This is a genomic window from Micromonospora echinospora (genome assembly GCF_900091495.1).
Lineage (GTDB): Bacteria > Actinomycetota > Actinomycetes > Mycobacteriales > Micromonosporaceae > Micromonospora > Micromonospora echinospora.
In genome coordinates this window covers 2,212,203-2,231,441 of record NZ_LT607413.1, presented here as the reverse complement: position 1 = coordinate 2,231,441, position 19,239 = coordinate 2,212,203, and the positions used below count along the sequence as shown (strand labels likewise).

The following is a 19,239-nucleotide window of genomic DNA, read 5'->3' as shown; positions in this document are numbered from 1 at the left end:
ACTAGCCACGTAGGGTAGTGAGGACATAACTTCGAGGGACCTTTTGCCGGAGGTCGCGATGTCTGTCTTTCCCGCACGTCGAGCCGTATCCACCAGCCGGGCACTGCCGCCCAGGGGGGGTCCACAGTCCCACGTCGAGGCTTCCGGCCTCCCCGCCCCGGTCCGGCCCTCGCCGTTCGGGTGGGCGCGCCGTCGCCGCGCCGAGAAGGGCGCCCGCCGCCTGGAGGCCGCGGGAGCGCGTGCCCTCGGCCAGCTCGACACCCTCGGGCCGGCCTGGCACGTGATCGAGTGGCCGCGGGCGGATCTGGCCGACACGGTGCTCGACCCGGTCCAGGACGACCGCGCCGGGTTCCTCGCCATCGGTCCCAGCGGGCTCTTCGCGATCAGCATCGTCGACCACGGCCGCACCCGGGTGCTCGTCGCCGGGGACGTCGTCCAGATCAACGGCAAGCGCCCGCCGTACGTGGCGGACGCCCGTCGGGACGCCAAGCGGGCCAGCAAGGCGCTCACCAAGGCCGTCGGCAAGACCATCCCGGTAACGCCGGTGCTGGCCTTCGTCGGCTCCGGCGACATCAGCGTCTACGGCCTGCCGAAGGACATCCTCATGGCCACCCACCGCGAACTCGACCGGTTGCTCATCGCCGGTGGCGCGCGGATCAGCCCGGCCACGGCGGAGAAACTCGCGCAGGTCGCCCAGTACCCCGGCACCTGGAGTAACGGCACGTACCGTCCAACGGCCGACTACCGGTGGTACTAGGAAAGCCGAATGGCCGCTGACAAGCGGGCCAACCACCGGTAACGTCACCGGCGACGCTACGCGGCCGGAGGTTCACCACAGGTCCGCGCCGTCGCCGGTCATCCGCTGACGGGCACCCGCCCCACCTGCGGTCCGGTGGCTTCCGCGGGTCGCCGGTGGGCGGGCGGCCGACCAACATGGACAGCCCGGCGGTGCACAGAGGAGGCTCGGTGGCCCACGTCGAACTCTCGCTTTCGGACGTGTTCGTGCCGGCGGCACGGACCCCGACAGAGCCCGGGTTCGGCAACTTCGAACAATGGTCCGCCACCGTCTCCCGGGCACTGGAGCCCTGCCTGCTCATCGACCTGGACACCAAGGTCGCCGCCGTGTCGGCGTCCGGCTGTGAACTGCTCTGCCTGGGCGCCCCGGACGAACTGATCGGGCTGCCGCTGCTCGACGGCGGGCTGCGCCTGCTCGACTTCACCGCCAACCGGGGCGAACTGACCGAGCAGGAGGCCGACAAGATTCCTCCGCTACTGGCTCTCTCCTCCGGGCGACTCGCCCGCGGCCTGCTCCGGGTGCAGGGTTCCGTCGCGGACGCGCCGGACGCCACGGTCGACGCCATCTCCACGCCGGTGCTCGCCGACGGCGTGGTGGCGGGCTCTCTCACCTTCTTCTCCGAGGTCTGACCTCCGGCAACGCGGCAGAACGGCGTAGGCCGGGACCTCCCCGACGCCGTAAGGTGCCCTCATGCTGGATGTCGCTCTGCTGCCGGGCGAGTACGCTGTGTGCCGGCTGGCCGCCGGTGCCGCCCTCCCACCCGCGCTCTGGAGCGAGCTCGGCAGCGGGCAGGTCGTCTCGGTGAGCTGGGCCGCCGACGGGGTCTCCCTGATCTGCCCGATGGGCCGGGTGCCCGGCGGCCTGGCGGTGGAGACGGCCTGGCGGTGCCTCCGCGTCGTCGGCCCGCTGGACCTGGCGGTGACCGGGACGCTCGCCGCCCTGGTTGGCCCGCTCGCCGAGGCGCGGGTCAACGCGGTGGCATTCTCCACCTACGACACCGACCACCTGCTGGTGCCGGCGGTACGCCTGACCGAGGCGACAGCCGCCCTGCGTGGAGCCGGACACCGGATCGCCGACTGACTTCACCGGCGGGCCTGTCGCGTCCTACCATGGGCAAGGCCTCCCGTCGGAACGACGTCCACCTATGCCAAGGACCGGTTCGTGCCCACCACGCTCTCCCGGCTGCTGGCGCTCAGCCTGCTGACCGTCGTACTCGGCGGGTGCGCGGCTCCCCCGGAGCTGGAGCAGCGCTCGGCCCGGCCGACGCCCACCGCCACCGCCGCGCCGTCCGCCACCGCCGCGCCCGGCCCGCCCACCGGTCTTCCGCTCCCGCCACCGACGGCGTTCCCGACCACCCCGGGCTCCTCCGGCGCGATCGCCGTCGCCTGCACCAGCGGTCCGTCCCGGGAACAGGTCCTCCGGGTGGTACGCGGCTCGTCCGGGGCGCTGCCCGGCGGCAGCGGGGTCAGCGTGCGCAGCGGCCCGCTCTGTGCGGACGACTGGCAGCACACCGTGCTGGCGGTCTCCGGGTACGAGGACCTGACCGTGGTCACCCGGGGGCGTCCGGGGTCGCTGCGACTGGTGACCGCCGGCACGGACGTCTGCACGATCGAGGTGCGCACCGCCGCACCGACCGGGATCCGGACCCTCGCCTGTGACGGTACGGGCGGCCTGCCGGGTGCGTAGGCTGATCGGCATGCCGGGAACACCGCCGACGCGTTTCGTCTACCTCGGCCCCGAGGGCACCTTCGCCGAGCAGGCGCTGCGCACCGTCCCCGCCGCCGAGCGCGGCACCCGTACGCCCGCGCGCAGTGTCGGGGAGGCGCTCGACAGCGTGCGGGTGGGAGAGGCCGACGCCGCCCTGGTGCCGCTGGAGAACTCGATCGGCGGCGCGGTCGGCGTGACCCTCGACGAGATGGCCGAGGGTGAGCCCCTGGTGATCACCCGGGAGGTGGTCCTGCCGGTGGAGTTCGTCCTCGGCGCCCGCCCCGGCACCACCCTCGATGACATCCGGAGCGTGGCGGCCCACCCGCAGGCCTCCACCCAGTGCCGGAACTGGCTGCGGGGCCACCTGCCGGACGCGGTGGTGGTGGACGTCCTCTCCAACGGGGCCGCCGCCGGTGGGGTTGCCTCCGGTGAGTACGACGCGGCGGTCTGCGCCCCGATCGGCGCCGCCCGGCACCGGCTGGCGGTACTCGCTGACAAGATCGCCGACCACCCGGACGCGGTGACCCGGTTCGCGCTGGTCTCCCGGCCGGGTCCGCCGCCCCCGCCGACCGGCGACGACCTCACCTCGCTGGCCGTCTACATCGCCCACGACCGGGTCGGGGCCCTGCTGTCGGTGCTCATGGAGCTGGCCGTGCGTGGGGTGAACCTGACCCGGATCGAGTCCCGCCCGACTGGCGAGGCGCTCGGCCGGTACGTCTTCTTCCTGGACTGCACCGGTCATGTCGCCGACGTCCGGCTCGGGGAGGCGTTGCAGGGACTCCGTCGGGTCTGCGCGGACGTGCGCTTCCTGGGGTCGTACCCCCGGCACCGGTTCAGCGGCGCGGCGGGTGACCGGCCGGTCCCCGCCCCCGCCGGTCTCTCCGACGCCGACTACGCCGACGCGGCGGCGTGGCTGGCCCGCCTCCGCGCCGGCGCCCAGCCCTGATCCGTGCCCCGCTGCCCGGACGAGGCACCGGAAAGGGCACCCTCCCCGGCAGAAAGCGGGAGGAGGGTGCCCCGGCGAACCGGTCGGCAGGTCAGCTGAGCAGGTTGCCGAGCAGGCCACCCTGCTGCTGCTGGGTGCCGCTGCCCTGGATGGGGGGCTCCTCGGAGGGCTGGACCACCACGAAGCCCTGACCGGCGAAGCTCATCGTGAACGCCTCACCGGTGGTCCGGCCGAGCAGGGTGCCCAGGCCGAGCTGCTCCGCCCGGTGGTAGCCGGTCTGGAGGCTCGCCGACCAGCAGACGGCGGCCTGCGGGTCGACGTAGGTCGGGGCGTCGACGTTGAGCACCACCGGGGTGCCCTTGGTGGTGATGGCGATCCGACCGTGGCCGCTGAAGACGCAGTTGAACAGGCCGGACGCCGCCATCCCGGTGCCGCCGACCATCTTGATGTCGTACTGGAGGCTCGAGTCGAAAGCCAGCACGCTCGAACCGTTGATGGACAGGGCGTCGCCGGGTTCGAGGTCGATGATGTGCACGTCCTTGGCGAAGTCGGCGAGGAAGACGTCGCCCCGGCCGGTGAGCTTCATCAGCGGGACGCCCTCACCGGTGAGCTTCTGCTTGAGGAACTTGCCGAGACCACCGGAGCCGAGAGCCTGGAACTGCACCTGCCCCTGGTACGCGACCATCGAGCCGACGCGGGCCATCGCCTCGCCGTTCAGCTCGATCTTGAGCATCTTGGCGTTCTGCAGCCGCATGCCGGGCTGGGCGGACTCCTTCTCGAGGTTCTCCGCAGAGAACAGCGCGCTGCGCATGGGTCTTCCTCCTGATTCGCCGGTGTCCTGCTGGAGGGTAGGGGAGCACCGCAACCGGCCCGCCGGCCGATGACGAGGGCCGACCGGCCCCCGGTCAGCCCCAGCCCAGCTCGTGCAGCCGGTCGTCGTCGATGCCGAAGTGGTGGGCGATCTCGTGCACCACGGTCACCGCGACCTCGTCGACGACGTCCTCGTCGCTGTCGCAGATGCGCAGGATCGGCCGGCGGTAGATGAGGATGCGGTCCGGCAGGACACCGGAGTAGTCCCAGCCGCGCTCGGTCAGCGCGTGCCCCTCGTAGAGGCCGAGCAGCTCGGGGTCGCCCGGGGGCGGATCGTCCTCGACCAGGATCACCACGTTGCTCATCAGGGCGAGCAGTTCCTCGGGCACCTCGTCGAGGGCGTCGCCAACCAGCTCCTCGAAGCGCTCGCGACTCATCTCGACCGGCACGTCACCCATTCTGCCGCAGTTCGGTGGGGTCGGCGACGCCCACGCCCTGGGCACCGGCGGCCGGCCCGCCGCCGGTGCCCGGGGACACACCCACGCCCGGTGCCGGGGACACGCCCGCCGCCGGTGCCGGGGGCACGCTCATGCCCGGCGGTGGTTGGCTCAGGACGCCAGGCGGGCGGTCAGGCTGATCTCAGCGCCCGGGGAGAGCAGCCGGGAGATCGGGCAGTTGCGCTTGGCGGCCTCGGCCAGCTCGACGAACTTCGCCTCGTCGATGCCGGGGACCTGCCCGGTGGTGTCCAGTTCGATCCGGGTCACCGTCATGCCGGCGTCGGTCTTGTCCAGGTGCACCTTGGCGGTGGTCTCCACGGAGGTGCCCGGCGTGCCCGCGTCGGCGAGCGCCTTCGAGAGGGCCATCGAGAAGCAGGCGGCGTGCGCCGCGCCGACCAGTTCCTCCGGGTTGGTCCCCTCGCCCTCCTCGAAGCGCGACTTGAACGAGTAGTTCCCCTCGTACCCTCCCTGGCCGGTGCGGAGCGTGCCGGAACCCTCGGTCAGATTGCCCTGCCAGCGGGCGGATGCGTTACGGATAGGCATGGCACGACGCTATCCGACCGGCCGTCACCCGGCGACCGGTTGCGCCGGCCACGACCCGATCGCGACGCCCGGGGTTCCCGGGGCGGGCCCGGAGTGGTTGCAGGGGTCCCCTCCTACCGCATTTTGACGAGGAGGGGGCCCCTGCAACCAACCAACCCCACCCGGAGCGGTACGGCCGTCCGGGCCGCACGCTCCCGGCCGTTCCCAGTCGGCTGTGTCATGATTCGGCACAGACCCGCGAACGTTGCAGCTCGGACCCGCGACCGCGGAAGGGTGGCCGATGTCCCAGGATCTCCCCATTCCCCGCCAGGGCAACCGGTCCGACGAAGCGGCCGTCCTGGAGTGGGGCCCGTCCGCTCCCGCGCCGGAACGCCTCACCCGTACGGTGGCCGGGCTCGGCCGTGACCCCCGGTTCCCGGTCGTCCTGGTCGGGCTGGGTGGTGCCGCCGCGCTCGCCTCGCTGATGGGCGAGTGGTTGGTGATGACGGTGCCGGAGAACGGGCCGCAGGGCAGCGGCAGCCTCCGCGTCCCCGGCGGGGTCTCCGAGGTGGGCGGCTTCGGGATCGGCTACCTCGTCGGACTGCTCGGCCTGACCGGCGCGGCGGCACTCGCACTCGGCGGCACGCGGGACGCCCGGCGCAACGCCCGGGTGCTCGGCTCAGGTCTCGCGGTGGCGCTGCTCGCGCTCCTGGCCGCGGCGGCCGTCTCGCTCGACGACTCCACCCGGAGGTCCCTCTTCTACAGTGCCGACAGCGGCTTCCAGGTCGAGTACGGGCGGGGGCTGGTGATGGCCTTCGTGGGCGTGGCCCTGCTCGGGGCGGCGCTGCGGCTGAGCGGGTCGGCCGACCGCCGGTCGGATCCGGGGGACGGGTCCCCCGGGCCCGGGACGGCGGCACCGCAGGAAGGGGACTCCCCGTACCCCCCGGCGTCCGAGTCGGGCGACTCGACGGTGGCGGAGCCCGCCGAACGGTCGTGGTGGCCGAGGCGGCGGAGTCGGGCGGTGGAGGACGAGCCGCCCGCGCCGGAGGGGCTGACGGTGGAGCCCTCCGCCCCGTTCGCCCATCCCGAGCCACCCGCCGACCGCTGACCACGGGCACCGGGTCGTCGGCTGTTCGCTTCCGGCTCCGCAGCGTCGACCGCCGGCCCCCGACCAGGTCCGGCGGGTAGCCGGACCGACACCGGGGGTTGGCGTTCGATTAGCCGTGAAGCCATGGTTACGAACGGTCGGGCGAGGTACGGTTGCTGCCCGCCGTCACGCACGGCGAGGCTCCGACGACCAGTTCGGCTGGCGCGGCGGCGGCGGGCGAAGGAGGAGCGATGACCCGCCCGGGACTACCGAAGATGATCGCCACCGACCTCGACGGAACGCTCGTCCGCAGCGACGAGACGGTCTCCGCGTTCACCCACGGGGTGCTCGACCGGATCCGGGCCGCCGGCATCCCGGTCGTCGGCGCGACCGGTCGGGGGCCACGACTGACGGAACTGACCCGCAACGACATCCGGGCCGCCGACTACCTGGTGATGGCCGGCGGCGGCCGGGTGGTGGACCAGAGCGACCCGGCCGGACCGGTGGTGCTCCGCGACGAGCGGCTTCCCGCGGCGGTGCTGGCCGACATCGTCGCCGGCCTGGAGGCGGCGGTCGGCCCGCTGACCGTGATGGTCGAGGCCCTGGACGACCCGGGCGCCCCACTCTGGGGCGACTACCACCCGAGCTGGCCCTACCAGGACCTGTTCGAGGCGCGTACCCGCTCGGAGTGCCTCACCCACGACGTGATCAAGGCGTTCGCGCGTACCCAGGACCACCACGTGGACGAGTTGCTGGAGGCGGCACGGGCCATCGTGCCGGCCGACGTGGCCACGCTCACCCAGGCCGGGCTCGGCTTCGTCGAGATCTGCCCGGCCGGGGTGGACAAGTCGACCGGTCTCACCGTGGTCGCCGAGGCGCTCGGCGTGGACCCGGCGGACGTGCTGGTCTTCGGTGACATGCCCAACGACCTGCCGATGTTCGAGTGGGCCGGCTGGGCGCGGGTGGCGGTCGCCAACGCCCACCCGACGGTGCGGGCCGCCGCCGACGAGGTGACCCTGCGCAACGACGACGACGGGGTGGCGGTGTACCTGGACCGGCTACTCTCCGGTTGATGGACCCGACCCCTCCACCCACCCCCGTCCGTCCCGTCCCCCGGCTCGTCGCCACCGACATCGACGGCACCCTGCTCGGCCCGGACCGGACGCTGAGTCCGTACACCGCGCGGGTGCTGGAGCGGATCAGCACGCAGGGCACGCCGGTCGTGCTGGTCACCGGCCGTCCGATCCGCTGGTTGCAGCTGGTGTACGACCAGCTCCACGCGCCGCTGCCGGCGATCTGCGCGAACGGGGCGGTGGTCTACGACCCGGCCACCGACGAGGTGCTGCGCGCCGATCCGCTCGCCCCGGAACTGCTGGCCGAGGTGGCCCGGCGGCTGCGGGCGGCGGTGCCGGGGGTGAGCCTCGCGGTGGAGGTCGTGGACAGCCGCCAGATGCGGCACGAGGCGCACTTCCCGCTGACCTGGGACGCCGACCCGACGGTGATCCGGGCGATCGAGACACCGGAGGAACTGCTCGCCGCCCCGGCGGTCAAACTGCTGGTCCGGGCCGGGGTCCAGGACCCGGACCGGTTCACGTCGGTGGTGGCCGAGGCACTCGCCGGGCTGGCCGAGGCCACCCACTCGTCGCGGTCCGGGCTGGTGGAGATCTCCGCCTCGGGGGTGACCAAGGCCGCCGGGCTGGCCTGGTACTGCGCCCGGCAGGGGCTGTCCGCCCGGGACGTACTGGCCTTCGGCGACATGCCGAACGACGTACCGATGCTGACCTGGGCCGGACGGGCGGTGGCGGTGGGCAACGCGCACCACGCCGTCCTGGCGATCGCCGACGAGGTGACCGCGGCGAACAGCGAGGACGGCGTGGCGGCGTACCTGGACCGGGTCTTCGGTCCGAGCTGAGCCCCCGGACCGGTCAGAGGTACTGGCCGGTGCTGTGCCCCTCACCGGACGGCGGCTGGGGCATCCCCGGCATGCCGGGGATGACGGCGCCCGGACCGCTGGGCAGCGCCTGCCGGCCGCCGGACCGCATCTGCTCCAACTGCACCCGGGCGGCCATCTGCTGGGCGACCAGCGCCGCCTGGATGCCGTGGAAGAGGCCTTCCAGCCAGCCGACCAGCTGGGCGTGGGCGATCCGCAGCTCGCCCTCGCTCGGGGCCTTCTCCTCGGTGAAGGGCAGCGAGATCCGCTCCAGCTCGTCCCGGAGTTCCGGGGCGAGGCCCTCCTTCAGCTCGACGATCGACCGCTCGTGGATCTCCCGCATCCGGTGCCGACTGGCGTCGTCGAGCGGGGCGGCCTTGACCTCCTCCAGGAGCTGCTTGATCATGCTCCCGATCCGCATCACCTTGGCCGGCTGCTCGACCAGGCGGGCCGGGTCCTCCTGGTGGGCCTCGTCGGTCTGCACCGTGCCCACCGGTCGGCCGTCCGGGCCGACCACCACCACGGTGCCGGAGTGCCCGGTACCGTCCCGGCCCGGCTCGTCGTTCTGTGCAGCGGAACGTCCTTCGGTCATGGCACCCATCTTTACCCAGGCCGGGGTGCCACCGCTCGCCGGGCGGCCTCCTGGTGGGCAAGCAGCGTGGGCGGCCGGCTCAGTAGCCGACGAGGCGGTGCAGCCGGAGGAACGTCTCGTTGAAGCCGAGCGCCGGCCAGGCACGCGAGGAGAGCAGGTTGGTCACCCGCCAGTCGGTGACCACGCTGTCGAATCCGCTGTCGGCGGCCCAGTCGACCACCGCCGTCCCGAGGGCCCGGCCGGCGCCGAGACCACGGGCCTGCGGAAAGACCGCGGCGAACGCGAGGAACCCGGCGTTCTCCGGGCGGGCCGGGCCGGAATGGGCGCTCGACCGCTCCAGGGCGCAGCCCACCGCGGAACCGATCACCTCGCCGTCACGTTCGGCCACGAACGTCGCGTAGGCGGGGTCGTCGATGTCGTCCGCCCACTCGGCGAGGCGCTCCTCGACCGTGCCGACCTGGCCGGCGGAGAATGTCGGGGCGCGGCCCTGGTGCAGCGGCAGCTCGACGTCGAGTCGGGCGAGCAGCGGGATGTCCGCCCGGGTGGCCCGGCGGACCGACAGCCGTGGGGCCGGAGGCGCCACCGGCCCGGACACCGGCCGGATGGCGTGCGCGTGCTGCTGGCCGAAGCCCAGGCGGAACCAGGCGCGCGTCAGCTCGGTGTCGTGCGCCGGCACGAGGACGTAGTGCGCCGAGCGGCCCTCGTCCACCCAGCGGGTGGCGGCGACCGCGTAGAGGTCCCGCATCACCTCGGCGTCCGTGACCGCCTGCCCGGCCGCCTCGACCCAGACGTTCGGACCCCAGACCGGGGATGGCTTCGGGGCGCCGAGCAGGAAACCGACCGGCGCACCGGCGCGGAACGCGACCGCGCCGGACGCCTCCGCCGTCCCGAAGGCGGCGGTCAGCTCCGCGACCGCGGCGTCGACCTCTTCGAACCGGGGGGACAGCAACGGCTGGGCGGCGCGGTGACGACGGTGCCGGGCGGCCAGCAACGTGCCGCAGTCGGCCAGGTCGGCAGCCTCGAACGGCCTTACCTCCACGGGGGACATGGCGGGCACGGTACCGACGGACGGCCCGGCCGGCATCCGCTTTCCTGCCGCCTCCCGCCCCTGCCCTGCGTGGGGCCGGGGGCGCTAGCGTCGCGGTATGTCTGCCGACCCCCGTGCGGTGCTGACCCGCCCCGTCCCCGGCCCGGACGTCACGGTCGCCTACGGCGACCTGCCGGACCAGGTGGCCGACCTGCGTCGTCCGGCGGGGGCCGGACCGGCCCGTCCGCTGGTCGTGGTGGTGCACGGCGGCTTCTGGCGGGCGGAGTACGACCGTACGCACACCGGCCCGCTGGCGGTCGGCCTGGCCGGGCTCGGGTATCCGGTGGCCCAGGTGGAGTACCGGCGCACGGGGCAGCCGGGGGGCGGCTGGCCGGGCACGCTGGCCGACGTACGGGACGCGGTGGCCGCCCTGCCCGGCCTGGCGGTGGCGGCGCTGCCCGACCGGGTGGCCCCCGGGCCGCCGCTGTTGGTGGGGCACTCCGCCGGTGGCCAGCTCGCGCTGCACGTAGCCGCCGTCGCTCCGGCGACGGTGGCCGGGGTGCTGGCGCTGGCCCCGGTGGCGGATCTGGTCGAGGCCTACCGGCGGGATCTGGACGGCGGGGCGGTGGCCGCGCTGCTCGGCGGCGGCCCGGCGGAGGTGCCCGACCGGTACGCGCTGGCCGACCCGTCGACCACGGTTCCGCTGCGGACGCCGACAGTGGTCGTGCATGGCGTCCGCGACGAGCAGGTGCCGATCGCACTGAGTCGGACATTCGTGTCGAAGGCCAGCGCAGCCGGGGCATGTACGGCGCTCGTCGAACTACCCGACTGCGAGCATTTCGGTGTTATCGATCCGACCTCGTCGGCGTGGCCGCAGGTGGCGCTTGCGCTGCGATCATTACAACAAGATCAATGACCATTGACGGAGCGTGGGAGAGGGAGTAGAACGCCGAGGGGACCGCGACTGACCAGGCACCACCTCCCGGAAGGAACTCGGTGTAGCAGATGAACCGCAGGCGGGTGCTCCAACTGTTGGCCGCGACGGTCGGAACGACGGGGCTGACCGCCGCGTGCGGCACCGGCGCGGACGACGACACGCCGGCCGCCGGCAGCCCCATCAAGATCGGGTTGATCGCGCCCCGGACCGGCGGCTACAAGCCGATCGGCGACGAGCTCCTGAACGGTTTCCAGCTCTTCCTCGACCTCAACGACCAGCACCTCGGCAACCGGCCGGTCACGCTGCTCACCGCCGACGAGGGGGAGAACGCCACCACCGGCAAGGCAGCGGTCGACAGCCTGCTCCAGCAGGGGGCGCTCGCCCTGACCGGGGTGGTCAACTCCTCGGTGATGGTCGGTATCCGGGACGCCGTCGAGCAGGCCCGGGTGCCGCTGGTCGGCTCGGACGCCTCCCCCGCCACCCTGCAGAGCGTCGTCTACATCTGGCGGACGTCGTACGTGCTCGACGAGCCGGGCCGGGCCCTGGGCCGCTACCTCAAGCAGCAGATGCCGGCGGGGAGCCGGGTGGTCATCGTCGCCCCGGAGAACGTCGGCAGCCTCGACGTGGTCAAGGGGTTCACCCAGGAGTTCGGCGCATCCGACCCACGGCTGGTCGGTGAGCCCATCTGGACCCGCTTCTCCACCGACCCGGACGGCGACTTCTTCGCCGCCGACATCGGGCAGGCGGTGGCCCGCGACCCGGACGCGATCTTCTGCTTCTACGCCGGCTCGGCGGCGGTGCAGTTCATCCGTCAGCTACGCGGCGCCGGCTACCGGGGTCCGGTCTACGCCCCCGGTTTCCTCACCGAGGGCTCGGTGCTCAGCGAGATCAAACCGGCCGAGGCGGCGAACATCATGACCTCGCTGAACTACTCCGCCGACCTCAACAACGCGGCGAACCGGCGGTTCGCCGCGGCGTACCGGAAGAAGCACAACGCCTCGCCGACCACGTACGCGATGGCGTCGTACGACGCGGCGCAGGTGCTGGACAAGGCGATCCGGCTCGCCGGCCCGGACGCCAACTCACAGCAGGTCAACCTGGCCCTCGGCAAGGTCGGTCAGATCGACAGCCCACGTGGGCCCTGGCAGTTCAACCAGCCCCGCACGCCGCAGCAGCGGTGGTACCTGCGCCGGGTGCAGCTCGACGGCCAGGTGTTGGCGAACATGCTGGTCTCCGAACTGGCGACGCTGGGCTGAGGGACGGGCACGGGTCGGCGGCCGGTGGTCCGGTCGCCGACCCGTGGTGGTCGAGGCGTGGTCAGTGCCGCAACTCGGCGATGCAGCACTTCACGCTGCCGCCACCCTTCTTCAGCTCGGTCAACTCGACCGGCACCGGGGTGTAACCGGCGGCCTTCAGCTTCTCGGCCAGGCGGGTGGCCTCGCTGTTGAGCATCACGTTCGCCCCGTCGCTGACCAGGTTGAGCCCGAAGGCGAGGGCGTCGGTGTCGTCCGCGACCACCGCGTCCGGGAAGAGCTGGGCCAGCACCCGCTGGCTGGCGTGGGAGAACGCGCCGGGGAAGTAGACGATGTTGGTGTCGTCGATCGCAGCGAGTGCCACGTCCAGGTGGTAGAAGCGCGGGTCGACCAGGTGCAGCGAGACCACCGGACGCCCGAGCGCCTCCTGCGCCTCCGCGTGGGCGGCCGGGTCGGTGCGGAAGCCGTACCCGGCGAGAACCAGACCGCCGTGCGCCTCCGGCACGTACGCGAAGTCGCCCTCGCCCTCGTTGGTCTCGTTCGGGGCGATGAACCGCCAGCCCTGCTCCTCGTAGAAGGCGCGGTGCGCGGCGGCCTCGGCGGCGCGTTGTTCGTGCTTGAAGCGCGCGCCGTAGACGATGCCGTCGACCACGAACGCGCCGTTGGCGGCGTAGACCATGTCCGGCAGACCCGCCTGCGGTTCCAGCAGGTGCACGGTGTGCCCGAGTTTGACCAGAGTCTCCCGCAGCCGGTCCCACTGCTTGACGGCGAGGGCGGCGTCGACCGGCGTGGCGACGTCCATCCACGGGTTGATCGCGTACTCGACCGCGAAGTGCCCGGGCGAGCACATGAGATATGTCCGCTTTCGCGGCACTCGCTGCTGGTTCACGATGACCAAGGTTAGGTACGGTAGACCGTCGTCAACAGCCACAACCATTGCTTCCAAGGGGCGGAACGTTGCAGATAGACGCCGTAGACCAGCGAATCATTGCGCTGCTCGTTGCGGACGCCCGCGCCTCGTACGCGGAGATCGGCACGCGGGTCTCGCTGTCCGCCCCGGCGGTCAAGCGGCGGGTCGACCGGTTGCGCGCCACCGGGGTGATCCGGGGATTCACCGCCGTCGTCGACCCGGCCGCCGTCGGTTGGACCACCGAGGCGTTCGTCGAGCTGTTCTGCGCCGGCCGGACCACCCCGGCCCAGATCGGCGCGGTCGCCCGCCGGCACCCGGAGGTGGTCGGCGCGTACACCGTCTCCGGCGAGGCGGACGCCCTGGTGCACCTTCGCGCCGCCGACATGAACCACCTCGAACAGGCCCTGGAGAAGCTCCGCGCGGAACCCTTCGTCACCTCGACCAAGAGCGCGATCGTGCTGTCCCGCCTGGTCGAGTCACCCGGAGTCGGTCCCTCCACCCGCTGAGCCCGACGGCCGCGCCAAGGAAGGACACGGGGAACGGAACCGGGCGGGTATCCGGCACGTCGGAACACTCCATGAGACGGGGAATCGTCGCCCTCACCGCGCTCACGTTGGTGGCCGGCTGCACAGCCGACACCTCGCGGCGGGACCAACCGGACCGCACCCCGACCGTCCTGCGACTGGTCGCCTTCGACTCCTGTCCGAACGCCCTGGCCGACCTGCGCGCCGCCGCCCGGAGTTCGGTCGGTCCATGGGGGCTGCCGGGCGGACCGGTGCCGCAGGTCGCCTCGGCCGAGCGCGGCGGCGCGCGGACCGGTGCCGGCCCGGCCGCCGCCGCTCCACCACAGCAGCCGCACTCGGCCACCAACAACCACGAGGCCGCCGCCGACGAACCCGACGTGGTCAAGACCGACGGGAAACGGATCGTCACGCTCACCGGGGGCGTGCTGCGGGTCGTCGACCCCGTCCGCCGTGCGCCGACCGGCCGGCTCGACCTTGAGCGGGCCGCCCGGGACGGCAACTGGGTGACCGGGCGGCTGCTGCTGCACGGCGACCGGGCGCTCGTCCTCGCGCACCTCCCCGGTGCCCCCGACGTCCTGCCGGCACCCGGCACCGACCGCCGTGCCGTCCCCCACCCGCTGGCCGCCGGCCGGACCGGCGTGCTCCTGGTCGACCTGACCGGGACGCCGAAGGTGGTCGGTGAGTACCGGGTCGACGGCGAACTGGTCGACGCGCGAAAGGTCGGCGAGACCGCTCGGGTGGTGGTCCGGTCCCGCCCCCGCATCGCCTTCCCCCAGCCCTCCGGGGACGCCACCGACGCGGAGCGGATCGCGGCCAACCAGGCGGCGGTCGACCAGGCTCCGCTGGAGGACTGGCTGCCCCGGTACGAATGGACCGACAGCGACGGCCGACACACCGGCCAACTCCCCTGCGACCGGCTCTCCCGGCCCACCGGGCACACCGGCACCGCCCTGCTGAACCTGCTCAGCTTCGACCTCGGGGGCGGGCGACTGGGCGACGGCGACCCGGTCGGTGTGACAGCGGAGGGCGAGACCGTCTACGCCACCGCCGCCAGCCTCTACGTCGCCGACCACCGGGGCGGGCGAGCCGTCACCACCCGGCGGCTCGGCTCCGGCGCAGTGGCCGGGCCGGTCACCGGGCTCCACCGGTTCGACCTCACCGCACCCGGACGGCCTCGGTACGTCGCCTCCGGGTCCGTCCCCGGTCACCTGCTCAACCAGTACGCGCTCTCCGAGTGGGAGGGCCACCTGCGGGTCGCCACCACCACCGACCCGGAGGGTCGTGTCCGGGGCGCGACCTCCAGTTCGGCGGTGTACGTGCTGCGTACCGACGGGGACGAACTGCGTCAGGTCGGCATGGTCGACGGGCTCGGCCGGGGTGAACGGATCTTTTCGGTGCGCTACCTCGGCACCACCGGGTACGTGGTCACCTTCCGGGAGACCGACCCGCTCTACACGCTCGACCTGCGCGACCCGACCGCCCCGAAGGTGACCGGCGAGCTGAAGATCACCGGCTACTCGGGGCACCTGCAACCGGTGGGCGAGGGTCGGCTGCTCGGGGTCGGGCAGGAGGCCAACGGGCAGGGCGTCCGCCAGGGGCTGCTGGTCTCCCTCTTCGACGTGGCCGACCCGGCGAAGCCGACCCGGATCGCCCACCACCACCGGCCGGGTACGTACTCGCCGGCCGAGCACGATCCGCACGCCCTGCTGTACTGGCCGGGCAGCGGACTGGTGGTGCTGCCGGTGTCCGGGCGCCGGCACGTCGGGCAGGAGGCGTTGGTGCTGCGGACCGACGGGTCGCGGCTCACCGAGGTCGGCCGGATCGCCCACCCCGGCGATGACCACCGGGCCGGGATCACCCGCTCCCTGATCGTCGGCGACACCCTCTGGACCCTCTCCGACGTCGGGCTCCAGGCCACCGACCCGACCAACCTCGCCGAACGGAACTGGATCCCGGCGACCTGAACCTTCCTCCCCTCAACGGGTGGGGCCCGGCTCTCGGGGTTTGCCGGGCCCCACCCGCCTCCCCGTCACCGGCGCTTCGCCCGGCAGGTGGATCAGGTGCTGCTTCGACGGCAGGTGGCCGGGGCGTCGAAGATCGACATCCCGGTCCGCCCCGACGTGCCGCGTCAGAGGTACATGCCGGTTCGGTGCTCGCCCGGCTCCTCCTGCTCACGCCGGCTGGGCTTGTCGCCCTCCCCGAAGAACCGCTTGCCGCCGAACTCGCCGTGCAGCCGGTCGTCCAGTTCGTCCGCCAGCCCCGTCATCACCTGCACAGCCAGCATGAGGTGGGTGGCCTGGAAGTTCCGACCGAAGACCGGAATGGAGGCCCACACCGTGTCCTCGGCGCAGTAGAGCCGCCCGATCGGCATCCGGTTGGTCAGTTCGGAGAGCTTGACGTACAGCCGCTCGGTCGGCTCCACCTCGGTGAGCACCGGGGAGAAGACGTCGACCAGGGGCGGATTGTCGCGGACCCGGACGAAGACCATCGCCGAACCGGCCCGGATGTTGATGTCACCGTCCGAGTCGACCTGGAGCTTGTCCGAGTCCGACTTGAGCATGCTGGAGACGACCGTCCGGACCTGCTCGGCCAGCGCCAGGACATCGTTCGTCCCGGTCTGGGTGGCTGCGGCGGCGAGGGCCTCGTCGAGGTCCGCCTCGACGTCGCGGTCCGGGCCGAACTCACTGCGCGCGGTGCCGAGCGGGCCCGTCGGGAGCGGCTCTCCCTCGACGTCGTGCACCAGGTAGACCAGGAACGCCGGGTGCGGTGCCCCGTAGACGTCCCGGAGGGTGCGGGAGACGACCGCCGCTAGACGGGTCGCCCCGTCGACGGCGCCGATCAGGCCGAAGTACTCGCCGGACCCCTCCACCACCCCCGGCGGCGACCAGCCGAGCGCGATCATGTCGGCCACCGCCGTGCGGTTCAGCCGGTACCCCTCCGGCAGGGTGGCGTTGCCGACCGCGCGGGCGACGAGCCGCCCCTCGTCGTCGACGTCCACGCTGATCGAGTAGACGGCGTCGCCGGTGCCGGAGGCGGTGGGGTCGAGGGTGACCGCCAGATGCGCGCCCACCGGCAGGTCGCCGAGCCGTGCGGCGAGCGCCCGGGCGAACTCCCGCCACGCCTCGGTCACCTTGGCGCGCAGGTCGGCCGTGGTCGGCTCGTCGAGAAGGATTGACTCATGGTGATCCGGCATGGCGCCGGCCGCGCCATCGACCGGCGTCGAGGGGTGGTCTGCCGTCATGATCGCCTCCGTCCGTCAGGGCCACCCTACCCACGGCACCGGGCGGGCGAATCAACCCGCGGTGCCCTCACCGCCCAACTCCACCGGCCAGGACCGGGCCAGCCCGCCGAGCCGCGCCGCGGTCGCCGCCGGGTCCGCGCCCCGGCCGACCGCCAACCCCAGCAGGTACGCGGTGACCGGCGCGCCCGGGCGCAGCACGTTGTGGGCGACGTCCCGGGCAAGGTCGAGCACCTCCGGCACCGGCACCCCGGTCGGATCGAGGTCCAGTTCGGCACAGGCCGCCGCCACCCAGTCGTCCATCCGCGTCATCGCGTCCACTCCTCCGCCCGGCGTACGTCGTCGTCAGTGTCGCAGTCGAACCAGGGCGGCGGACCCACCCCGGACCAGCGCAGCTCGGCCACGGTCAACCCGGCCAGGAGCGCCCGGACCGACGCCCCGGTGAGCCCACCCCGGTCGGCGGTGAGCCGGTCGACGGCAGCCCGCAGCGGAGCCACCCGCCAGAGGCCACAGAGCGACTGTCGCCGGCCGTCCGGGTCGACGTGGCAGACCCCGTCGGCGCTCGGGTCGGCGGCGAGCGCCCGGCGCAGCTCACCCACGGCCTCGGCGGTGAGCAGCGGCAGGTCACCGGCGAGCAGCGCGACCGTGGTCGTCCCCGGTGGCAGCAGGGCCAGTCCGGCGGCGACGGCCGCGACCGGCCCGCCACCGGCGGGTTCCTCCCGGGTCAGCCGGACGTCGGCGGGCACGGGGGTGGTCTCCGGGCCGACCACGATCCGGGGCGTCGCGTCGGCGACCGCCGCCAGGACCCGGTCCCGCATCGGGCGGCCCCCGATCGGGAGGCCGGGCTTGTCGACCCCACCCAGCCGACGCGCCGCGCCGCCGGTCAGCACCACCGCCGCATAGCCGGACATCCGCCCACGGTAGCCCTCGCCGGGTGCACGTCGCTGTCGCCGGGCAGGGCAGGATGGGCGGATGGGACGGGCGACTGACCGACGCAACGTGCTCCGCATCGACCTCGGGCCGGACGGGCGGGTGGTCCGCCGGCCGGACAACCTGGCCGCCGAGGAGCCGTTGGAGATCCGGGTCGGTCCGGCCGGTCCGGCCCGTCGGCGTCCCCTCGCGGTCACCATGCGGACGCCCGGCGACGATCTCGACCTGGCGCTCGGCTTCCTGCTCACCGAAGGGCTGATCCGGTCGACCGACGACGTGCACACCGCCCAGCTCTGCGCCGGGACGGAGACACCGAACACGTACAACGTGGTCGACGTGGTGCTGGCCCCCGGCGTACCCGAACCGGCCACCGACCCGGCCCGCAACTTCTACACCACCAGTTCCTGCGGCGTGTGCGGCAAGGCGAGCATCGACTCGGTGCGCACCCGCTCGGCGTACCGGGTCGCCGACGATCCGACGACCGTGCCGGCCGAGGTGCTCGCGGCGCTACCGGACACGCTGCGTTCCGCCCAGCGTGGCTTCGACCGCACCGGCGGACTGCACGCGGCCGGCCTGTTCACCCCCACCGGTGAGCTGGTCGTGCTACGGGAGGACGTGGGTCGACACAACGCGGTGGACAAGGTGGTCGGCTGGGCCGTCCGGGAACGGCGACTGCCGCTCGCCGGGCACCTGCTCCTGGTCTCCGGACGGGCCAGCTTCGAACTGACCCAGAAGGCGTGGATGGCCGGGGCCCCGCTGCTGGCAGCGGTCTCCGCGCCGAGCACCCTCGCCGCCGACCTGGCCGCCGAGGCGGGGATGACCCTGGTCGGCTTCCTCCGTGGCGACACCATGAACGTCTACACCGGCGACCACCGGATCAGCTGCTGACCCGTGATCGGCGTACGGAGGGGTGCAGGGGTGCTTGACTGGTCCGGCTGTCGGAACGCGCGTGACCTCGGGGGTCTTTCCACCTCCGGCGGACACCTGATCCGGCGGGGTGCCCTGCTCCGGTCGGACAGCCACGAACGACTCGCAGCGCCCACCGTCGAGGCCCTCCGGAGTGGCCAGGTGAGCCGGATCGTCGACCTGCGGTGGGCCTGGGAGTGTGAGCAGCGACCGAGTCCGTTCGTCCACGATCCGGTCTACCGGCACGTGCCGATGCTCGACGACGTGCTGGCCTACATCCCACCGCCGGACACCTACGCCCCGATGCTCGACCACAACCGCCACCAGATCGCGGCGGCCTTCCGGGCCGTGGCCGAGGCACCGCCGGGCGGTGTCCTCGTGCACTGCACGGCCGGACGGGACCGGACCGGCGTCCTGGTGGCGCTCCTGCTGACCGTGGCCGGGGTGGCCGCCGAGGACATCGCGGCGGACTACGCGCTCACCGACTCCTGTTCACCGCAGCCAATGCGGCACACCCTCGCCCACCTCGACCAGCGCCACGGCGGCGTCCGGGCGTACCTGCTGGCGGCGGGTGTCGGGGCAGAGGCGCTCGCGGCGGTGCGCGAACGACTGCTGTCCGCCTGAGTC

24 protein-coding genes are annotated in these 19,239 nt (G+C 73.2%); 14 read left to right on the top strand and 10 right to left on the bottom strand.

Annotation, left to right across the window (positions count from 1 at the left end; all coding sequences use genetic code 11):
* Nucleotides 1-58 precede the first annotated feature (58 nt).
* The 5 genes from GA0070618_RS10215 (at nucleotide 59) to pheA (ending at nucleotide 3,449) form a co-directional block, all read left to right on the top strand.
* Nucleotides 59-757, top strand: a complete 699-nt coding sequence (locus GA0070618_RS10215; RefSeq protein ID WP_088985425.1) for a hypothetical protein — start codon at nucleotides 59-61, stop codon at nucleotides 755-757.
* 209 nt (nucleotides 758-966) lie between these two features.
* The gene (locus GA0070618_RS10210) at nucleotides 967-1,425 is read left to right on the top strand and encodes a hypothetical protein (RefSeq protein WP_088981434.1); all 459 of its coding nucleotides are present in this window, start codon (nucleotides 967-969) and stop codon (nucleotides 1,423-1,425) included.
* A 61-nt stretch (nucleotides 1,426-1,486) separates the two neighbouring features.
* Nucleotides 1,487-1,876, top strand: coding sequence for an ACT domain-containing protein (locus GA0070618_RS10205; protein WP_088981433.1), 390 nt, complete (start codon nucleotides 1,487-1,489; stop codon nucleotides 1,874-1,876).
* An 81-nt stretch (nucleotides 1,877-1,957) separates the two neighbouring features.
* Nucleotides 1,958-2,482, top strand: coding sequence for a hypothetical protein (locus GA0070618_RS10200; protein ID WP_088981432.1), 525 nt, complete (start codon nucleotides 1,958-1,960; stop codon nucleotides 2,480-2,482).
* 10 nt (nucleotides 2,483-2,492) lie between these two features.
* Complete coding sequence (pheA, locus tag GA0070618_RS10195; protein WP_088985424.1) at nucleotides 2,493-3,449, top strand: prephenate dehydratase; 957 nt, start codon at nucleotides 2,493-2,495, stop codon at nucleotides 3,447-3,449.
* 91 nt (nucleotides 3,450-3,540) lie between these two features.
* On the opposite strand, the gene GA0070618_RS10190 is transcribed toward pheA, so the two are convergent.
* From GA0070618_RS10190 to GA0070618_RS10180, 4 genes are all read right to left on the bottom strand, one after another.
* Nucleotides 3,541-4,260 carry an AIM24 family protein gene (locus GA0070618_RS10190; RefSeq protein ID WP_088981431.1) on the bottom strand — a complete coding sequence of 240 codons (720 nt, stop codon included), beginning with the start codon at nucleotides 4,258-4,260 and terminating at the stop codon, nucleotides 3,541-3,543.
* Between the two features lie 94 nt (nucleotides 4,261-4,354).
* Nucleotides 4,355-4,717: a metallopeptidase family protein gene (locus tag GA0070618_RS10185; protein WP_172900275.1), complete on the bottom strand. Its 363-nt coding sequence runs from the start codon at nucleotides 4,715-4,717 to the stop codon at nucleotides 4,355-4,357.
* Nucleotides 4,710-4,850 (bottom strand): hypothetical protein, encoded by a 141-nt coding sequence (locus GA0070618_RS33410; RefSeq protein WP_157748927.1) that lies wholly within the window; start codon nucleotides 4,848-4,850, stop codon nucleotides 4,710-4,712. The genes GA0070618_RS10185 and GA0070618_RS33410 overlap by 8 nt, the downstream gene beginning before the upstream one ends.
* A gap of 17 nt (nucleotides 4,851-4,867) precedes the next feature.
* Nucleotides 4,868-5,299 carry an OsmC family protein gene (locus tag GA0070618_RS10180; protein ID WP_088981430.1) on the bottom strand — a complete coding sequence of 144 codons (432 nt, stop codon included), beginning with the start codon at nucleotides 5,297-5,299 and terminating at the stop codon, nucleotides 4,868-4,870.
* Between the two features lie 280 nt (nucleotides 5,300-5,579).
* Between GA0070618_RS10180 and GA0070618_RS10175 the strand changes: the two genes are divergently transcribed.
* From GA0070618_RS10175 to GA0070618_RS10165, 3 genes are all read left to right on the top strand, one after another.
* Nucleotides 5,580-6,386, top strand: coding sequence for a hypothetical protein (locus tag GA0070618_RS10175; protein ID WP_088981429.1), 807 nt, complete (start codon nucleotides 5,580-5,582; stop codon nucleotides 6,384-6,386).
* A 230-nt stretch (nucleotides 6,387-6,616) separates the two neighbouring features.
* Nucleotides 6,617-7,438 carry an HAD family hydrolase gene (locus GA0070618_RS10170; protein WP_088981428.1) on the top strand — a complete coding sequence of 274 codons (822 nt, stop codon included), beginning with the start codon at nucleotides 6,617-6,619 and terminating at the stop codon, nucleotides 7,436-7,438.
* Complete coding sequence (locus tag GA0070618_RS10165; protein ID WP_088981427.1) at nucleotides 7,438-8,277, top strand: HAD family hydrolase; 840 nt, start codon at nucleotides 7,438-7,440, stop codon at nucleotides 8,275-8,277. Before GA0070618_RS10170 ends, GA0070618_RS10165 begins: the two co-directional genes overlap by 1 nt.
* Nucleotides 8,278-8,290: 13 nt before the next feature.
* Here the strand turns inward: GA0070618_RS10165 and GA0070618_RS10160 are convergent, their stop codons facing one another.
* Together GA0070618_RS10160 and GA0070618_RS10155 are read right to left on the bottom strand one after the other, a co-directional pair.
* Complete coding sequence (locus GA0070618_RS10160) at nucleotides 8,291-8,896, bottom strand: bacterial proteasome activator family protein (protein ID WP_088981426.1); 606 nt, start codon at nucleotides 8,894-8,896, stop codon at nucleotides 8,291-8,293.
* Between the two features lie 70 nt (nucleotides 8,897-8,966).
* The gene (locus GA0070618_RS10155; protein ID WP_231931682.1) at nucleotides 8,967-9,935 is read right to left on the bottom strand and encodes a GNAT family N-acetyltransferase; all 969 of its coding nucleotides are present in this window, start codon (nucleotides 9,933-9,935) and stop codon (nucleotides 8,967-8,969) included.
* Between the two features lie 97 nt (nucleotides 9,936-10,032).
* Between GA0070618_RS10155 and GA0070618_RS10150 the strand changes: the two genes are divergently transcribed.
* Nucleotides 10,033-10,830 carry an alpha/beta hydrolase family protein gene (locus GA0070618_RS10150; RefSeq protein ID WP_088981425.1) on the top strand — a complete coding sequence of 266 codons (798 nt, stop codon included), beginning with the start codon at nucleotides 10,033-10,035 and terminating at the stop codon, nucleotides 10,828-10,830.
* Between the two features lie 89 nt (nucleotides 10,831-10,919).
* Nucleotides 10,920-12,107: an ABC transporter substrate-binding protein gene (locus tag GA0070618_RS10145; protein WP_088981424.1), complete on the top strand. Its 1,188-nt coding sequence runs from the start codon at nucleotides 10,920-10,922 to the stop codon at nucleotides 12,105-12,107.
* A gap of 61 nt (nucleotides 12,108-12,168) precedes the next feature.
* Here GA0070618_RS10145 and ddaH read toward each other — a convergent pair whose 3' ends face one another.
* Nucleotides 12,169-13,002, bottom strand: coding sequence for a dimethylargininase (gene ddaH / locus GA0070618_RS10140; protein WP_338063371.1), 834 nt, complete (start codon nucleotides 13,000-13,002; stop codon nucleotides 12,169-12,171).
* A 59-nt stretch (nucleotides 13,003-13,061) separates the two neighbouring features.
* On the opposite strand from ddaH, the gene GA0070618_RS10135 reads away from it, so the two are divergent.
* Complete coding sequence (locus GA0070618_RS10135; protein WP_088981422.1) at nucleotides 13,062-13,520, top strand: Lrp/AsnC family transcriptional regulator; 459 nt, start codon at nucleotides 13,062-13,064, stop codon at nucleotides 13,518-13,520.
* Between the two features lie 71 nt (nucleotides 13,521-13,591).
* On the top strand, nucleotides 13,592-15,502 hold the full coding sequence (locus GA0070618_RS10130) for a beta-propeller domain-containing protein (protein ID WP_088981421.1): 1,911 nt from the start codon (nucleotides 13,592-13,594) through the stop codon (nucleotides 15,500-15,502).
* Between the two features lie 164 nt (nucleotides 15,503-15,666).
* Here GA0070618_RS10130 and GA0070618_RS10125 read toward each other — a convergent pair whose 3' ends face one another.
* Genes GA0070618_RS10125 through mobA form a run of 3 tightly spaced genes read right to left on the bottom strand, consistent with a single transcriptional unit; the run spans nucleotide 15,667 to nucleotide 17,687 of the window.
* Nucleotides 15,667-16,779, bottom strand: coding sequence for a T3SS (YopN, CesT) and YbjN peptide-binding chaperone 1 (locus tag GA0070618_RS10125; RefSeq protein ID WP_088981420.1), 1,113 nt, complete (start codon nucleotides 16,777-16,779; stop codon nucleotides 15,667-15,669).
* 51 nt (nucleotides 16,780-16,830) lie between these two features.
* Nucleotides 16,831-17,088, bottom strand: a complete 258-nt coding sequence (locus GA0070618_RS10120) for a DUF6457 domain-containing protein (RefSeq protein WP_088985421.1) — start codon at nucleotides 17,086-17,088, stop codon at nucleotides 16,831-16,833.
* Nucleotides 17,085-17,687: a molybdenum cofactor guanylyltransferase gene (mobA, locus tag GA0070618_RS10115; RefSeq protein WP_088981419.1), complete on the bottom strand. Its 603-nt coding sequence runs from the start codon at nucleotides 17,685-17,687 to the stop codon at nucleotides 17,085-17,087. Before mobA ends, GA0070618_RS10120 begins: the two co-directional genes overlap by 4 nt.
* Nucleotides 17,688-17,748: 61 nt before the next feature.
* On the opposite strand from mobA, the gene fdhD reads away from it, so the two are divergent.
* Together fdhD and GA0070618_RS10105 are read left to right on the top strand one after the other, a co-directional pair.
* The gene (gene fdhD, locus GA0070618_RS10110; protein WP_088981418.1) at nucleotides 17,749-18,594 is read left to right on the top strand and encodes a formate dehydrogenase accessory sulfurtransferase FdhD; all 846 of its coding nucleotides are present in this window, start codon (nucleotides 17,749-17,751) and stop codon (nucleotides 18,592-18,594) included.
* A gap of 3 nt (nucleotides 18,595-18,597) precedes the next feature.
* Nucleotides 18,598-19,236 (top strand): tyrosine-protein phosphatase, encoded by a 639-nt coding sequence (locus GA0070618_RS10105; RefSeq protein ID WP_331253134.1) that lies wholly within the window; start codon nucleotides 18,598-18,600, stop codon nucleotides 19,234-19,236.
* Nucleotides 19,237-19,239 lie beyond the last annotated feature (3 nt).

Excerpts from the sequence above, each read along its gene's own strand:
- GA0070618_RS10215 (WP_088985425.1), top strand. The coding sequence starts at position 59 with ATGTCTGTCTTTCCCGCACGTCGAGCCGTATCCACCAGCCGGGCACTG.
- GA0070618_RS10205 (WP_088981433.1), top strand. The coding sequence starts at position 1,487 with ATGCTGGATGTCGCTCTGCTGCCGGGCGAGTACGCTGTGTGCCGGCTG.
- pheA (WP_088985424.1), top strand. The coding sequence starts at position 2,493 with ATGCCGGGAACACCGCCGACGCGTTTCGTCTACCTCGGCCCCGAGGGC.
- GA0070618_RS10190 (WP_088981431.1), bottom strand. The coding sequence starts at position 4,260 with ATGCGCAGCGCGCTGTTCTCTGCGGAGAACCTCGAGAAGGAGTCCGCC.
- GA0070618_RS10185 (WP_172900275.1), bottom strand. The coding sequence starts at position 4,717 with ATGGGTGACGTGCCGGTCGAGATGAGTCGCGAGCGCTTCGAGGAGCTG.
- GA0070618_RS33410 (WP_157748927.1), bottom strand. The coding sequence starts at position 4,850 with ATGAGCGTGCCCCCGGCACCGGCGGCGGGCGTGTCCCCGGCACCGGGC.
- GA0070618_RS10180 (WP_088981430.1), bottom strand. The coding sequence starts at position 5,299 with ATGCCTATCCGTAACGCATCCGCCCGCTGGCAGGGCAATCTGACCGAG.
- GA0070618_RS10175 (WP_088981429.1), top strand. The coding sequence starts at position 5,580 with ATGTCCCAGGATCTCCCCATTCCCCGCCAGGGCAACCGGTCCGACGAA.
- GA0070618_RS10170 (WP_088981428.1), top strand. The coding sequence starts at position 6,617 with ATGACCCGCCCGGGACTACCGAAGATGATCGCCACCGACCTCGACGGA.
- GA0070618_RS10165 (WP_088981427.1), top strand. The coding sequence starts at position 7,438 with ATGGACCCGACCCCTCCACCCACCCCCGTCCGTCCCGTCCCCCGGCTC.
- GA0070618_RS10160 (WP_088981426.1), bottom strand. The coding sequence starts at position 8,896 with ATGGGTGCCATGACCGAAGGACGTTCCGCTGCACAGAACGACGAGCCG.
- GA0070618_RS10155 (WP_231931682.1), bottom strand. The coding sequence starts at position 9,935 with ATGTCCCCCGTGGAGGTAAGGCCGTTCGAGGCTGCCGACCTGGCCGAC.
- GA0070618_RS10150 (WP_088981425.1), top strand. The coding sequence starts at position 10,033 with ATGTCTGCCGACCCCCGTGCGGTGCTGACCCGCCCCGTCCCCGGCCCG.
- GA0070618_RS10145 (WP_088981424.1), top strand. The coding sequence starts at position 10,920 with ATGAACCGCAGGCGGGTGCTCCAACTGTTGGCCGCGACGGTCGGAACG.
- GA0070618_RS10130 (WP_088981421.1), top strand. The coding sequence starts at position 13,592 with ATGAGACGGGGAATCGTCGCCCTCACCGCGCTCACGTTGGTGGCCGGC.
- GA0070618_RS10125 (WP_088981420.1), bottom strand. The coding sequence starts at position 16,779 with ATGACGGCAGACCACCCCTCGACGCCGGTCGATGGCGCGGCCGGCGCC.
- GA0070618_RS10120 (WP_088985421.1), bottom strand. The coding sequence starts at position 17,088 with ATGACGCGGATGGACGACTGGGTGGCGGCGGCCTGTGCCGAACTGGAC.
- mobA (WP_088981419.1), bottom strand. The coding sequence starts at position 17,687 with ATGTCCGGCTATGCGGCGGTGGTGCTGACCGGCGGCGCGGCGCGTCGG.
- fdhD (WP_088981418.1), top strand. The coding sequence starts at position 17,749 with ATGGGACGGGCGACTGACCGACGCAACGTGCTCCGCATCGACCTCGGG.